General features: G+C 71.7%; 13 protein-coding genes. 7 read left to right on the top strand and 6 right to left on the bottom strand.

The features are described from left to right. Positions 1–151: 151 nt before the first annotated feature. From QCD68_RS15090 to QCD68_RS15080, 3 genes are all read right to left on the bottom strand, one after another. On the bottom strand, positions 152–535 hold the full coding sequence (locus QCD68_RS15090; RefSeq protein ID WP_301223613.1) for a VOC family protein: 384 nt from the start codon (positions 533–535) through the stop codon (positions 152–154). 54 nt (positions 536–589) lie between these two features. Further along, entirely contained in the window at positions 590–1,390 is an 801-nt protein-coding gene (locus QCD68_RS15085) for a hypothetical protein (RefSeq protein ID WP_301223612.1), read from the bottom strand. An 86-nt stretch (positions 1,391–1,476) separates the two neighbouring features. Beyond that, positions 1,477–2,301, bottom strand: coding sequence for a siderophore-interacting protein (locus QCD68_RS15080; RefSeq protein WP_301223611.1), 825 nt, complete (start codon positions 2,299–2,301; stop codon positions 1,477–1,479). A gap of 28 nt (positions 2,302–2,329) precedes the next feature. Between QCD68_RS15080 and QCD68_RS15075 the strand changes: the two genes are divergently transcribed. The 4 genes from QCD68_RS15075 to QCD68_RS15060 all read left to right on the top strand — a co-directional run bounded on the left by QCD68_RS15075 (position 2,330) and on the right by QCD68_RS15060 (position 6,482). Then, positions 2,330–3,409, top strand: a complete 1,080-nt coding sequence (locus QCD68_RS15075; RefSeq protein WP_301223610.1) for a FecCD family ABC transporter permease — start codon at positions 2,330–2,332, stop codon at positions 3,407–3,409. Then, positions 3,406–4,548, top strand: a complete 1,143-nt coding sequence (locus QCD68_RS15070; protein WP_301223609.1) for a FecCD family ABC transporter permease — start codon at positions 3,406–3,408, stop codon at positions 4,546–4,548. Before QCD68_RS15075 ends, QCD68_RS15070 begins: the two co-directional genes overlap by 4 nt. Then, entirely contained in the window at positions 4,545–5,396 is an 852-nt protein-coding gene (locus tag QCD68_RS15065) for an ABC transporter ATP-binding protein (protein ID WP_290158658.1), read from the top strand. Before QCD68_RS15070 ends, QCD68_RS15065 begins: the two co-directional genes overlap by 4 nt. 69 nt (positions 5,397–5,465) lie before the next feature. After that, positions 5,466–6,482: an ABC transporter substrate-binding protein gene (locus QCD68_RS15060; protein WP_301223608.1), complete on the top strand. Its 1,017-nt coding sequence runs from the start codon at positions 5,466–5,468 to the stop codon at positions 6,480–6,482. Positions 6,483–6,591: 109 nt separating this feature from the next. Here the strand turns inward: QCD68_RS15060 and bla are convergent, their stop codons facing one another. The 3 genes from bla to QCD68_RS15045 are packed head-to-tail and all read right to left on the bottom strand — an operon-like array spanning position 6,592 to position 9,120. Beyond that, entirely contained in the window at positions 6,592–7,560 is a 969-nt protein-coding gene (bla, locus tag QCD68_RS15055) for a class A beta-lactamase (RefSeq protein ID WP_301223607.1), read from the bottom strand. Between the two features lie 37 nt (positions 7,561–7,597). After that, positions 7,598–8,518: an NmrA family NAD(P)-binding protein gene (locus tag QCD68_RS15050; protein ID WP_301223606.1), complete on the bottom strand. Its 921-nt coding sequence runs from the start codon at positions 8,516–8,518 to the stop codon at positions 7,598–7,600. Between the two features lie 11 nt (positions 8,519–8,529). Continuing rightward, positions 8,530–9,120, bottom strand: a complete 591-nt coding sequence (locus tag QCD68_RS15045) for a MarR family winged helix-turn-helix transcriptional regulator (protein ID WP_301223605.1) — start codon at positions 9,118–9,120, stop codon at positions 8,530–8,532. Positions 9,121–9,204: 84 nt separating this feature from the next. On the opposite strand from QCD68_RS15045, the gene QCD68_RS15040 reads away from it, so the two are divergent. The 3 genes from QCD68_RS15040 to QCD68_RS15030 all read left to right on the top strand — a co-directional run bounded on the left by QCD68_RS15040 (position 9,205) and on the right by QCD68_RS15030 (position 13,891). Beyond that, positions 9,205–10,386 carry an epoxide hydrolase family protein gene (locus QCD68_RS15040; RefSeq protein WP_301223604.1) on the top strand — a complete coding sequence of 394 codons (1,182 nt, stop codon included), beginning with the start codon at positions 9,205–9,207 and terminating at the stop codon, positions 10,384–10,386. 90 nt (positions 10,387–10,476) lie between these two features. Continuing rightward, positions 10,477–11,112 carry a TetR/AcrR family transcriptional regulator gene (locus QCD68_RS15035; RefSeq protein ID WP_181439228.1) on the top strand — a complete coding sequence of 212 codons (636 nt, stop codon included), beginning with the start codon at positions 10,477–10,479 and terminating at the stop codon, positions 11,110–11,112. 79 nt (positions 11,113–11,191) lie between these two features. Further along, complete coding sequence (locus tag QCD68_RS15030; protein WP_301223603.1) at positions 11,192–13,891, top strand: MMPL family transporter; 2,700 nt, start codon at positions 11,192–11,194, stop codon at positions 13,889–13,891. The last annotated feature ends 51 nt before the right edge of the window (positions 13,892–13,942 follow it).

The following is a 13,942-nucleotide window of genomic DNA, read 5'->3' as shown; positions in this document are numbered from 1 at the left end:
ATCAAGCCCAAGCCGGCAACGGATAGTATTGCGTGCGGCTCGTGGGCTCGGAGTTGTTTATCAGCGACAGCCCCACCCGCTGGTGGGGAGCCTCCCGTCCGTCGTGGGGCACGGCTGCCGCAGGGGCGGGCCGACCGTCGCGCAGACCGGGTCAGCCGGCGAGCGGCTCGAGCCGCGACCGGAGGAGGCAGAACTCGTTGCCCTCCGGGTCCTGCAGCACGTGCCAGGACTCGTCACCGGTCTGGCCGACGTCCGCCGGCCGCGCCCCGAGCGCGAGGAGTCGCTCCAGCTCGGCGTCCTGGTCGCGGTCGACCGGGTTGACGTCGAGGTGCAGGCGGAGCGGCTGCGGCTTCGCATGCGGCACCCGGGACAGGATGATCGTCGGGGTCGCGCCGCCGAAGCCGGAGGCCGGGCCGATCTCGATGCCGTCCTCGTCCTTGCCGAGTTCGACGTAGTCGAGGACGGCGCACCAGAAGCGGGACAGGGCCTCGGGGTCGTCGCAGTTGAGGACCAGTTCACTCAGTCGGCAGCTCATGGCGCGAGGATACGCGCGGGCCACCCGACCGGGTCCTGGGGAGCCGCCGACCGGTCAGGGTGTCGGGGTGACGGTCCACTTGCCGTTCGTGGCGATCGCGAGGATGCCCGGCAGATCGGCCTCGAAGGTCTCGGAGAACGCCTCGGTGTCGCCGTAGATCCGGGTGGCGTCCGAGGTCGTGAACACCCGGAGGCCGAAGCGGTCGTCCGCGCTGGCCGGCGTGTAGTCGACCTTCACGTGCCCGACGTCGTCCGAGAAGAACAGCACGGCCGGCCCGGTGCCGGACTGCGGCCCGGACACGGTGGCCAGGTCGTTCCAGCTGCTCAGCCTGAGCGACCAGGGGCCGTCGGCCTCGACGATGAGCATCTGCTGCTCCGGGTCGTTCTTCAGGACGCTGGTCACGAACGACGCCTTGAGGGGTGCCCGAGCGGAGCCGAACGGCGACATCCGCCCGGGTGCCGTGATGGTCGCGGTACCGGTGCACCCCGAACAGTCCAGGTCGGCGACGACGCCGAAGTCCCCGCGGACCCGGAACGCGATGTCCGAGGGGCCGGTGCCGGAGACGGTCGCGGGAGCACCCGCGGCGACGTCCCCCGCGTCGAGCGTGACGCCGGTGAGCTCGGCGACCGGCGGTGTCGTCGGCGTGGGGGTGGGGGTCGGCGTGGGCGTCGCACGCGGAGTCGCCGTCGCGGGGGCGGAGGAACGACCGCTCGACGCCGTGTCGGCGCTGCCCGAGCCGCTGCCGGGGATCAGGGAGCAGCCGGTGACCAGCAGGACGGCGGTGAGGACCACCCCCACCAGGCTCGCTCGCCGGGTGCGCCCCCGGCGCGGGTCGATCGTCCGTCGTTCCCCCATGCGGACAGCGTGCCACAGGCGGACGCCGCGCGGCCAGGCGATCCGAGCAGTCAGGTGATCCGAGCAGTCAGGCGGACGCCGCGCGGTCAGGCCATCGCGGGCTGGCGGGCCTCGTGCTTCCAGAACCCCGAGAAGGTGATGCGCGACTTCGGCAGTCCGGCGCGGTGCAGGTGGCGGCGCCCCTCGGTGGCCAGGCGGGACTCCCCCACGACGAACGCGTAGCCGCGGTCGTCGGACGGCACGTGCCGCTGCAGTTCGGCGAGCGCCGCGCGTCCGGGCACCGCGTGGACGTCACCGCGGACGAGCCAGGTGACGGTGACGCCGACCGGGGCGTCGAGGTCGCGGATGTCGAGCGCCGACGGGACCTCCTGGATGATCCGGCCGACGGTGTCCCGCGGCAGGGAGCGGGCGATGCCGACGACGGCCGGCAGCCCGGTCTCCTCGGCGGCGATGACGACCTCGCTGGCGTCGTCCGGGCAGTCGAAGATGCAGCCCTGGTCGAGGAGCGCGAGTTCGTCGCCGGGGCGGGCACCGCAGGCCCAGATCGCAGCCCGGCCCTCGAGCTGGCCGTCGGCACCGGTGTGCACCACGAAGTCGATGTCCATCTCGCCGAGTTCGGGGCGGTGTCCGGCGACGGTGTAGTTGGCGCAGTGCGGTCGGGCGTCCTCGGCGATGCGGAGGTACTGCGGCCACCACTTGGCGCCGTCGAGCTCGGGCATCACGAAGGCGTCCTGCTCGGGGCGCTGCAGGAACAGGCGGAACCAGTGGTCGAAGCCGAGGAACGGGAAGTCGCGGATCTCGTCGCTCGCGATGGTGACGCGGTGGATCGACGGGGTGTGCCGTTCGGTGCGGACGACACTCGCCCGGAACAGCCGCGGGTTCTCGGGCATCAGCCTCGGGATCTTCGCCATGAGGGAAGGCTAACCTAATATGGCTTCCGTGCCACCCCCTCCCCTCGCCGTCCCGACCGCGCCCGCCGCCCTGCCCGGAGCGGTGATCGGCGCCTCCGGGGTGCACCGTCGGACGGCTCGACGCCGTGTCGCGATCCTGCTCGGCCTCGCCGTCCTGGTCGTCGTGGCGGCGGTCGCGAGCATGCTCCTCGGCAGCAACCAGATCGGTGCCGACCGCGTGCTCGCGGGCCTGATGCGCACCGGTTCGGGGACCGACGAGGCGATCGTCTGGGGTTCCCGCGTCCCCCGCACCCTGATCGGCGCGAGCGTCGGCGCGGCCCTGGGCATCGCCGGACTGCTCATGCAGGGGCACACACGGAACCCGCTCGCCGACCCCGGCCTGTTCGGCGTCTCCGCCGGTGCCGGTCTGGCGGTCGTCCTCGGGGTCTTCGTCTTCGGCGTCACGAGCACCAGCGCCTCGGTCTGGTTCGCGCTGGTCGGTGCGGTCGTCGCGAGCGTCGTCGTCTTCTCGGTGACCGTCGCCGGCAGCGGGACCGCCAGCCCGGTGCCGCTCGCCCTGGCCGGAGCCGCGGTGTCCGCCCTGCTCGGGGCACTGACGTCCTTCATCGTGCTCACCGACCAGGACTCCCTCGACGCGTACCGGCTCTGGGTCGTCGGGTCCCTGTCCGGCCGGCAGCTCGACGTGCTCGCCGCCGCGTGGCCCTTCATGGCCGTCGGTCTCGTGCTCGCGATCTGGAACACCCGGGCACTCGACGCACTCGGGCTCGGGTCGGAGCTGGCGAAGGGCCTCGGCGAGGACCTGCTCACCGCGCGGCTCGTCGGCCTCGGCGGCATCACCCTGCTGGCCGCCGGCGCCACCGCCGCGGCCGGTCCGATCGCCTTCGTCGGGCTGACCGTGCCGCACGTCGCCCGCGCCGTCGTCGGCACCGGGCACCGTTGGACCCTGCCGGCGTCGGCGCTGCTCGGGGCCGTGCTGGTCCTGGTGGCCGACGTGGTCGGCCGCCTGATCGGCGGGTTCGCCGAGGTCGAGGTCGGCATCGTCCTGGCCGTCATCGGCGGTCCGGTGTTCGTCGCCGTCGCCCGTCGCCGATCGCTGGTGTCCCTGTGAGCGCCACCACACGGGTCGCCACCGACGACCCGTCCGCCGACCGCACCACCGGCGGGCCGACACCGACCACCACGGGCACCGCCACCGGCCCCCGCCGCGGCGTCCGCATCGGCCCGGTCGGTCTCGCCTGGCGTCCCCGCGTCCTCACCACCTCGGTCGTCGCGGTCGTCGCCGCCCTGCTGCTCGTCGTCCTCGGTGTCGCGATCGGCTCGACGTTCATCGCCCCAGGCACCGTCGTCCGCGCCCTGCTCGGCCTGGAGTCCGGCCCGGACCAGTTCATCGTGACGACCCTGCGCCTGCCCCGCGTCCTGACCGGCGCGCTGGTCGGTGTGACGCTCGCGGTCGCCGGCGCCCTGACCCAGACCTTCACCCGCAACCCGCTCGGCACGCCGGACATCATCGGCGTGACCTCCGGCGCGAGCGTCGGCGCGGTGGCGGCGGTCGTCCTCGGCGGCGGCGGCTCCTCGGTGAGCGCGCTGGTCCTCGGCGGCGGCATCCCGGTCGCCGCGACGATCGGCGCCCTGGTCGCGGCGACGATCGTCTACGGGCTCGGTTGGCGCGGCGGCGTGCAGAGCCACCGCCTGATCCTGGTCGGCATCGGGGTCAGCGCGACCCTCGACGCCGTCACGAGCTACCTGCTCGTCCGCGCGAAGATCACCCAGGCCACCGCCGCGTCGCAGTGGCTCGTCGGCAGCCTGTCGAGCACCTCGTGGACGACGGTGTGGCCGCTGCTCGTCATCGCCGCGGTCGGGGTGCCGCTCGCCCTCGCGACCTCGGCCGCACTCGGCATCGGCCAGCTCGGCGACGAGGTCGCCACCGGCGTCGGCCTGGGCGTCCAGCGGCACCGGCTGCTCGTGATCGGTCTGGCGGTCGTCCTGACCGCCGCCGCGGTCGCCGCCGCCGGCCCGGTCGGCTTCGTCGCGTTCGTGGTGCCGCAGATCGCACTGCGGATCGCGGGGACGAACCGGCCACCGCTGCTGCTGTCGGCAGCGCTCGGCGCGGTGCTGGTCCTCGGCGCGGACCTGCTCGCCCGCTCGGTCTTCCCCTGGCAGGTGCCGGTCGGCATCGTCACCACCGTGATCGGCGCCCCGTACCTGATCTGGCTCCTCATCCGTCACCGCAAGGAGATGTCCCGATGACCACGACGACCCACCCGGTCCCGACCGAGACGCCGGCCGCCGCCCGCGAGCACACCGTGCCCGTCCTGGAGGCCCGTGGCCTGTCCGTCGGGTACGACCGGACCCCGGTCATCCGCGACCTCGACCTGACGATCGAGCACGGCACCGTGACGACGTTCCTCGGCGCGAACGGCTGCGGCAAGTCGACGCTCCTGAAGGCGCTCGGCCGGGTGCTCAAGCCGCTGGCCGGCGAGGTGCTGCTCGACGGCAGGCCGATCCGGAAGGAACCGAACCGGGCGGTCGCGCGGCAACTCGCGATCCTGCCGCAGTCGCCGCTCGCCCCGGCCGGCACGAGCGTGCTCGACCTGGTGATGCGCGGCCGGAACCCGCACCAGTCGTGGGCCCGCCCGTGGACGGCGGAGGACGCGGCCGTCGCCGAGGACGCCATCGCGGCGACCGGCCTGACCGAGGTCGCCCACCGTGACGTCGCGAGTCTGTCCGGTGGGCAGCGTCAGCGCGCCTGGATCGCCCTGGTCCTGGCCCAGCGGGCGGACACGCTCCTGCTCGACGAACCGACGACCTACCTGGACCTGGCGCACCAGCTCGACGTCCTCCGGCTCGTCCGGCGGATCAACCGCGAGCAGGGCTCGACCGTCGTGATGGTGCTGCACGACCTGACCCTGGCCGCTCGGTACTCGGACCGTCTCGTGGTGCTGCACGACGGCGGGGTGGTGGCCGACGGGACGCCCGCCCAGGTCCTCACCCCGGCCGTCCTCGCGCAGGCGTTCGGTCTGCATGCCCGAGTCGTCCCGGACCCGGTGACGGGAGCGCCCATGGTGGTCCCGGAGGCCGACGAGCACGACGTCTGACGCGCCTCCCGGCCCGGGATCCACCACGGAACTGGTGCATCCATTCGGGTTAGGTTAGGCTCACCTAACGTGAACACTCTCCGCCGCGGCACGGTCCGTGCCGCCCTCCTGACCGCCGTCACCGCGACGGCCCTCATCCTGACCGGCTGCTCGAGCACCGGCGGATCCGACGACGCCGGCGACGGCACGAGCGCGTCCTCCCGCGCGTGGTCGTACGAGGACGCCACCGGAGCGACCGTCAAGGTCGACCACACCCCGAAGCGCGTCGTGGTCCTCAACGACATCGCGATCTCGTTCATCGAGTACGGCCTGCGCCCCGTCGGCACCTTCGGGCAGCTGACCATGGCGAAGGACCAGCGCTTCACGGGTCTCGACAAGGACGGCATCACGCAGCTCGGCAACGGCTACGGCGACATCGACCTCGAGAAGCTCGCGGCACTGAAGCCCGACCTCGTCGTCACCTCCGTCTACCCGACGGACGCCAAGGGGACGCTCGACGCCACCCAGCCGGCCTACGGCTTCAAGGACAAGGAACAGCAGCAGCAGGTCGCGGCCATCGCACCGATCGCCCAGGTCAAGTGGGGCGGCGAGGGCGAGGACGTCATCGAGCACATCGCCGACCTCGCCGAGTCCCTCGGGGCGAAGGAGAACCGGGTCGAGGCCGCCGAGAAGGACTTCGACACCGCCAAGGACGCGCTGCAGAAGGCCGTGAAGGGCAAGGACCTGTCCATCGTCTCGATGTACGCGGACGGCGACGGCGCCTACGTCACCCGCCCGTCCGACGAGCCGACGCTGCAGATGTACACCGACTTCGGCGTCGACTTCGTCGTCCCGAAGCCCAAGGGCTGGTACTGGGGGATCTACAGCTGGGAGAACGCAGGCCAGATCACCGGTGACGTGATCCTGCTCTCGCAGCAGGGGTACCAGGTCGCGGACCTCGAGAAGCAGCCGACGTTCGCCGACAACGCCGCCCTCGCGGCCGGCCAGGTCCACAGCTGGACCTTCCCCGCCCTCGACTACGCCTCGCAGGCCGAATACATGACGAAGCTCGCGGGCTGGATCGACGAGAGCAAGCCGGTCTCCTGACACGACCGCCAGACGGGCGGAACGTCACGGCCGGCGCAACGGCACGACGGACGGGCGGCTCCCCACTAGCTGGTGGGGAGCCTCCCGTCCCGTCGTCTGCCTGCGCCGGTCAGCCCGGCAGGGCGGCCACGGTCACCGTCGTCGCCGCCGCGACGAGCGCGTCGACCGGCTTCGCGTCCGCCCGCGACCGACTGGTCATCACGACGAGGACGATCGGCGCCCGGCCCGGCGGCGTGACGATCCCGATGTCGTTCCGCACCCCGTAGGAGCCGGTGCCGGTCTTGTCGGCGACCGACCAGCCCGTCGGGACACCGGCGCGGATGGTCGCCGCACCCGTGGTGGTGCCGGCCATCGTCTCGACGAGCATCTTCCGGCCCTCCGGCCGCAGCGCGTCGCCGAGCAGGACGGTCCGCAGGTCCGCCGCGAACTGGGCCGGTGTGGTCGTGTCGCGCTCGTCCCCCGGGGTGGCCTCGTTGAGGTCCGGTTCGACCCGGACGACCTGGGTGACCTGGTCGCCGATCCCCCGGAGCCACTGCTGCACGACCGACGGGCCGCCGACCCGTTCGACGAGCAGGTTCGCCGCCGTGTTGTCGCTCGAGCGCAGCATCGCGTCGAGCAGCGCTCGGACGGTCATGCCCGAGCCGACGTGCTGCGACGTCACCGGGGCGTACGACAGCAGGTCGCGCTGCTCGATCGGCACGACGGCGTCGAGGTCGCCCGACCGGGCGTCGTCCAGGACGGTCGCGGCGATGAACACCTTCGCAGCGGACGCGAACGCGAACCGCTCCCCGGCCCGGTGTGTGACGGTCGCCCCGCTGCCGGTGTCGATCGCGACGAGGCCCAGGCGGGCGTCGTCGCGGCGCTCGAGCGCGTCGAGCGCGCGGGTGGTGGCGGCGCTCGTCGTGCTCGCCGGGGTCGGTGCCGCAGGGGTCGGCGTGCCCGCGTCCCGGCCCGTCCCCGCGCTGGGTGCGCTGCTCGGGAGCCCGACCGGCGCGGTCATCGACTGGCAGCCGGACAGCGCGATGGTGGCCGCGACGAGGAGCACGGTCGCGATGATCACCCTCGTCCGGTCCGGCATCGTCACACGATAGTGCGGCGATCCTGCCCGTCCCCGGTCAGGAGGCCGTGCGTGCGCTGGCCGCGGCGAGGTTCGCCCCGAGGACGTCCCGGACGCTCGTCCACTCGTGCGCGCCGTACCGACCGTTGTCGACGTGTCGCAGCTGCGCCTGACCGCTGAACATGCTCACGAAGTACTGCATCCCCTGCCATGCGGGGAAGGTCTCGTCGGGGTCCTTCGCCAGCCGGCGGCCGACCGAGCTCATGGCGGCGAGCGTGCCGGTCGTCCCGGCCCACTGCAGCCGGAAGCGGGTCCCGGTCAGCTCGCTCACCGTGCGCGCGACGTCTCGGGCGCTCACCTGGTCGCCGGCCATCTCGATCACGCGCGGCGCGTCGTCATCCAGGGCGACGAGGGCGGTGACGCGGGCGACGTCGTCCTTCGTGGTGAAGTCGAGGACCTGGTCGGCGGACGACCAGAACAGGACCAGGCGGCGGCCGGACAGGATCATCGGCGCCTCGCCCGTGAGCAGGTCGGTGAACATGCCGGTGAGGACGGACGTCGCCTGGACGGGTGCCGCGTCGACGTCCGCGGCGAACTCGCGGCGCAGCTCGAAGTTCCGGTTCGTCCCGGGCGTGATCCGTCGGTAGTCGGCCGAGTAGTCGGACGGGATGAACCGCGGGACCCCGGCGGCGACGGTGGCGGCCAGCAGCGCCCGCTGCGCGTCGACGATCACCGGGCGGGTGCCACTGACGGTCGAGACGACGACGTCGGACCCGGCCACGGCGCGTGTCAGGGCCTCGTGGTCGTCGTACCCGGCGACGACGACGTCGACCTGCGGGTGGTCGCCGAAGCGGTCGGCGGCGGACGTGCTGCCCGGACGGGTGAGGGCCCGGACACGGACGTCGTGTCCGAGGAGTTCGCGGACGACGCGGTGGCCGAGGTCGCCGGTCGCTCCGGCGACGAGGACGGTGCTGGTCATGGGGTGGGGCCTCACTGTGTGGGAGTCGACGGGATCGACGGCTGTCGCCGTCGGCGGGAGCGCTCCGGTGCGGCGACCGGGTGCTGGAACGTGGGGTCGTCGGTGACGGAGCCGGGAGAAGACGTGCCCGCGGCGAGGGCGACACGGGCGAGCAGGTGCCGCATCGACGCCTGCTCGCCGGCGTCGAGGTGGCGCATGAGCACTCCCTCGGCGGCACGCAGGGCGAGACGAGCCCGGTCGAGCAGGGCCCGCCCGGCCTCGGTCGGGAGCACCTGCCGGACCCGTCGGTCAGTCGGTGCCGGACGGCGTTCGACGAACCCGCCGGCCTCGAGCGCGTCGATGACGTACGTCATCTGGGTCTTGTCGACGCCGAGCCGCCGGGCGAGCGCGAGCTGCGAGGTCGTCTCCTCGGTCACGATGGCCACGAGGACCTGGTACCCGCGCGGGCCACCGGGGACGTCGGCGACGGCGTCGGCCCCGAGGCGCATGAACTCCTGCAGGACCAGCGGCAACGCCCAGCCGAGCTCGGTCTCGATGCCGCCCGCCGTCCAGTCGATCTCCGGGAGGTCCGTGACCGGCACGGTCTCGTCGCTACTGTCCATGGACGAGACGATACAGGTCCGAGATCGTCTTGTGCAAAGATGATCCGTAGAGCGGAATGTTCCGCTCCCGCGAAGGAGCCCTCCATGGCCGACACCACGACCGTCACCCCGTTCACACTCGACGTCCCCCAGTCCGACCTCGACGACCTCGGCCGCCGACTGCGCAGCACCCGCTGGCCGGAGCGTGAGACCGTCGAGGACACGTCCCAGGGCCCACGACTCGCCAAGGTCCAGGCACTCGTCGAACACTGGGCGACCGCGTACGACTGGCGGCGGGCCGAGGCGCTCCTCAACGGCTGGGGCCAGTCCACGACGACCATCGACGGCCTGACGATCCACTTCCTGCACATCCGGTCGGCTGTCCCCAGCGCGCGGCCCTTGCTCCTCACCCACGGATGGCCGGGCTCGGTGCTCGAGTTCCGCCACGCGATCGGACCGCTGACGGATCCGGAGGCGCACGGCGGCAGCGCCGAGGACGCCTTCCACCTGGTCGTCCCGAGCCTGCCCGGGTTCGGCTTCTCCGGGAAGCCCACCACGACCGGGTGGACCCTCGCCCGGACGGCTCGCGCGTGGTCCGCGGTGATGGACCGCCTCGGCTACACGGACTGGTTCGCCCAGGGCGGCGACCTCGGAGCCACGGTGACCGCCGAGCTGGCCGCGCTGCAGGCCACGGAGGACATCGGGCTCGCGGGCATCCACCTGAACATGGCCCTGTTCCAGCCCACCGACGACGAGGCCAGGAACGCCTCGCCCGCGGAGCAGGCGATGCTGCGGGAGGGTGGCCACTACTGGCAGGAACTGTCCGCCTACTCGCAGCAGATGTCGACCCGTCCGCAGACGATCGGGTACGCGCTCTCGGACTCCCCCGTCGGCCTGGCGTCCTGGATCTACGCGATGTTCCAGGACGTCGGCGGCTCGCACGACGAGCACGGCGACGTCGAGGCGCTCTTCACCCTCGACGAGGTCCTGGACGACGTGATGCTGTACTGGCTGCCGAACACCGCGGCGTCCGCCGCCCGCGCGTACTGGGAGGCGAACCGGACCGGGTGGGCGAACCCGGGCACCGTCGAGCACCCACTGACCATCCCGGTCGGGCTGAGCGTGATGCCCGGCGAGTACGTCCGACGCTCTCGCCGGTGGGCTGAGCGCCGGTACAGCGACCTGGTGTTCTTCAACGAGGTGGCCCGCGGCGGACACTTCGCCCTGCTCGAACAACCGGAGCTGCTCGTCGCCGACATCCGCGCGACGTTCCGCGGGTTGCGTTGACCCCGGCGGGCGACTGATCCCGGGGGACGAACCTGGGGATCATCTCCAGGAAGGTGCACCGAGTGCATCGATGCACTTAGTGTCTTCTGCGTGACCCTCTCACCCGACCGCCGTGCTGCCCTCAAGGCACGGCACCGGGCAGCGATCCTGCAGGCCGCCCGCGACCTGATCGACGAGCGCGGCGGCGAGTTCAGCGTCGACGAGCTCGCCGCCCGCGCCGACGTCGCCCGACGCACGGTCTTCAACCACTTCGCGTCGCTCGACGAGATCCGCCTGTCGGTGTGCGAAGAGGTGCTGTCGGTGATCATCGACCAGTTCCTCGCCGAGATCGCGAACACCCCGGTCGGCGACGGCAGCCGCGCCGCGATGTTCGACGAGCTCGAGTCCGCCGCCCGTGGCACCGACCTGCCCGGCGCCATCGTCCAGCTGTACGGCATCCTCGGCGAGCCCGAAGACGACGACCCGAAGGCAGCCGCCCTCACGCAGACCGCGTTCGCCCGCGTGACCGGGCGTCTCCGCAGCGAGGTCGCCCGTCGGCACCACGCAGCTGATGCCCTGGACACCGCTCTGCTGGTGGACTCGCTGATGAGCGGCATCGTCGTCATCGCCGACCACTGGATCTCGACCACCGGCCCTCGCCTGGACGACGAGGCCCGGGACGACTGGGACGCCCTGCTCGGACGGCTCGTGCACAGCGTCCGCAGCGGGTACCTGCCCGAACACTGACCACTCGACGTCCTCCCAGGGGTCCACCGGCGCACCCCGTTCGACAGCACCACCCACGACGAAAGGAACGGAGCCCAGCATGGCCGGCCTCCTCTACCGCCTCGGTCGCTTCGCGGCCCGCCGACACTGGACGGTGATCATCGCCTGGATCGTCCTCATGGCGATCGCCGGTGTCACCTTCAGCCTGTTCGCGGGCACCATCTCGTCCTCGATCACGATCCCCGGCACGAAGACCAGCCAGGTGCAGGACGAGCTGGCCGACAAGTTCCCGAGCGCGAACGGCGGCAACGGCACGCTGGTCTTCCAGACGACCGACGGCAAGGCCTTCTCGGACAGCCAGAAGGACGGGGTGAAGTCGTTCCTGACCGACCTCGAGGACCTGCCCGGCGTCAAGGGCACCACCGACGGCTTCGCCACCCAGCAGCAGCTCGACGACCAGCGGCAGAAGATCGTCGACGGCCGCAAGGAGATCTCCGACGGCCGGAAGAAGATCGAGGACGGGCAGAAGGAACTCGACGCGCAGAAGACCCAGCTCGAGTCCGGCCAGCAGCAGATCAAGGACGCCCAGGCGCAGCTCGACGCCCAGAAGGCCCAGGCACAGGCCGCCGGTGCCGCCGCGGCTGCCAGCGCCGCCGCACAGGCCCAGGCGCAGGCCGGCCAGCAGCAGCTCGCCCAGGCGCAGGCACAGATCGACGCCCAGAAGCAGCAGCTGACCGCGGGTGAGCAGAAGATCGCCGACGCGCAGAAGACGATCGACGCGAACACGACGAAGCTCGCGGACAACGAGCGCGACCTCGAGCAGGGCTCCGACCTGCTCGACCTGTCGAAGGACATCCGCTTCGTGTCGTCGAACGACTCCGCCGCCATCGGCACGGTGCAGTTCACGAAGTCGACCTACGAGGTCCCGCAGACCACGAAGCAGGAGATCTCCGACCGTGCGGACGCTGCGAAGATCAGCGGCGTCCAGGTCTTCGTCTCGAACGACATCGCCCAGGGCGTGCCGTCGATCCTCGGACCGGGCGAGATCATCGGCGTCATCATCGCCGCCCTCGTGCTGTTCCTCATGCTCCGCACGGTGATCGGTGCCGCGATCCCGCTGCTCAGCGCCGTGCTCGGTGTCGGCGTCGCGACCCTCGCCTCACTGTCCTTCTCCGGCCTGGTCGAGTTCATCTCGGTCACGCCCGTGCTCGGGGTGATGCTCGGGTTGGCGGTCGGCATCGACTACTCGCTGTTCATCCTCAACCGCCACCGGACCCAGCTGAAGCAGGGCATGGGCGTGCACGAGTCGATCGGGCTCGCGAACGGCACCTCCGGCAACGCGGTGGTCTTCGCGGGCACGACGGTCATCGTCGCGCTGCTCGCGCTGAACATCACCGGCATCCCGTTCCTCGGCCTGATGGGCACGGTCGGTGCGGTCGCGGTCCTGTTCGCGATCCTCATCGCCACGTCCTTCACCCCGGCCCTGCTGTCGCTGCTCGGCCTGCGGATCCTCCGGAAGAAGGAACGCCAGCAGATCGGGCACACCGGTTCGGTGCAGGTGCCGAACAAGCCGATGTCGACCTGGCGTGCCGTGATCACCCTCGTCGCGGGCGTCGCCGTCCTCGGCACGATCGCACTCCCCGCCACGCAGATGCGCCTGGGCCTGCCCTCCGGCTCGTCCGAAGCGGTCGAGTCCAGCCAGTACAAGGCGTACAAGACGCTCGAGAAGGAGTTCGGCGCCGGCCAGAACGGCCCGCTGCTCGTCGTCGCGACGCTGCCGAAGGCCGTCAGCAAGGACGACGTCACCGGCACCGAGGTCACGATCGGTCAGGCGCTGTCGAAGAACGACGACGTCGACGCCGTCCTGCCGATCGGTGCGTCGAAGGACCGCTCGATCATCGCGTTCCAGGTGAAGCCGAACGGCGGCCCGGACAGCGTCTCCACCGAGACGCTCGTCAAGGACCTCCGCTCGCAGAGCGTCTCGACCGACGACGGCAAGGTGGAGCTCGGCGTCGCCGGCAACGCCAGCGCCAACATCGACGTCTCCGAGAAGCTCGCGAACGTCCTGCCGCTCTACCTGGCGGTCGTGGTCGGTCTGTCGCTGATCATCCTGATCATCGTGTTCCGGTCGTTCCTGGTGCCGATCACGGCGACGGCGGGCTTCATCCTGTCGGTGCTCGCGTCCTTCGGTGGTCTGACCGCGATCTACCAGTTCGGCTGGCTCGGCAGCGTGTTCGGCGTGCACGACCCGGCGCCGATCCTGAGCTTCCTGCCGATCATCGAGATCGGGATCCTGTTCGGGCTCGCGATGGACTACCAGCTCTTCCTGGTCTCCGGCATGCGCGAGGCGTACGCCCACGGGGCCAGCGCGAAGGTCGCGGTCCAGCGTGGTCTGCACGCCGGTCGCGCGGTGGTCACGGCAGCCGCGATCATCATGATCTCGGTGTTCGCCGGGTTCATCTTCTCGGACTCGTCGACCATCAAGCCGATCGGGTTCGGGCTGGCGTTCGGCGTCCTGCTCGACGCGTTCGTGGTCCGGATGCTGCTGATCCCGGCCGTGATGCACCTGCTCGGCAAGAGCGCCTGGTGGATCCCGAAGTGGCTCGACCGGATCCTGCCGGACGTCGACGTCGAGGGCGCCAAGCTCGAGCGCATGCAGCCGGCGACGCAGCACGCGTCCTCCGGTGCAGTGGGCGAGGGCAACGGCGACGGCAACGCGCACCACGGCTCGCACGCCGCTCCGGCGGAGCCGGACGCGCCGACCCACGACTCGGGTCACTCGCCCTCGCACCGCGCGTAGGCACCAGCGTCACCGACAGGAGGCCCGGTGCCGGTCCACGAGACCGGCGCC

Source organism: Curtobacterium sp. PsM8 (genome assembly GCF_030433875.1).
Lineage (GTDB): Bacteria > Actinomycetota > Actinomycetes > Actinomycetales > Microbacteriaceae > Curtobacterium.
Note: the sequence above shows the minus strand (reverse complement) of the source record. Positions and strands in the feature narration are given on the sequence as shown.

Excerpts from the sequence above, each read along its gene's own strand:
- QCD68_RS15040 (WP_301223604.1), top strand. The coding sequence starts at position 9,205 with ATGGCCGACACCACGACCGTCACCCCGTTCACACTCGACGTCCCCCAG.
- QCD68_RS15085 (WP_301223612.1), bottom strand. The coding sequence starts at position 1,390 with ATGGGGGAACGACGGACGATCGACCCGCGCCGGGGGCGCACCCGGCGA.
- QCD68_RS15045 (WP_301223605.1), bottom strand. The coding sequence starts at position 9,120 with ATGGACAGTAGCGACGAGACCGTGCCGGTCACGGACCTCCCGGAGATC.
- QCD68_RS15065 (WP_290158658.1), top strand. The coding sequence starts at position 4,545 with ATGACCACGACGACCCACCCGGTCCCGACCGAGACGCCGGCCGCCGCC.
- QCD68_RS15030 (WP_301223603.1), top strand. The coding sequence starts at position 11,192 with ATGGCCGGCCTCCTCTACCGCCTCGGTCGCTTCGCGGCCCGCCGACAC.
- bla (WP_301223607.1), bottom strand. The coding sequence starts at position 7,560 with ATGCCGGACCGGACGAGGGTGATCATCGCGACCGTGCTCCTCGTCGCG.
- QCD68_RS15050 (WP_301223606.1), bottom strand. The coding sequence starts at position 8,518 with ATGACCAGCACCGTCCTCGTCGCCGGAGCGACCGGCGACCTCGGCCAC.
- QCD68_RS15090 (WP_301223613.1), bottom strand. The coding sequence starts at position 535 with ATGAGCTGCCGACTGAGTGAACTGGTCCTCAACTGCGACGACCCCGAG.
- QCD68_RS15080 (WP_301223611.1), bottom strand. The coding sequence starts at position 2,301 with ATGGCGAAGATCCCGAGGCTGATGCCCGAGAACCCGCGGCTGTTCCGG.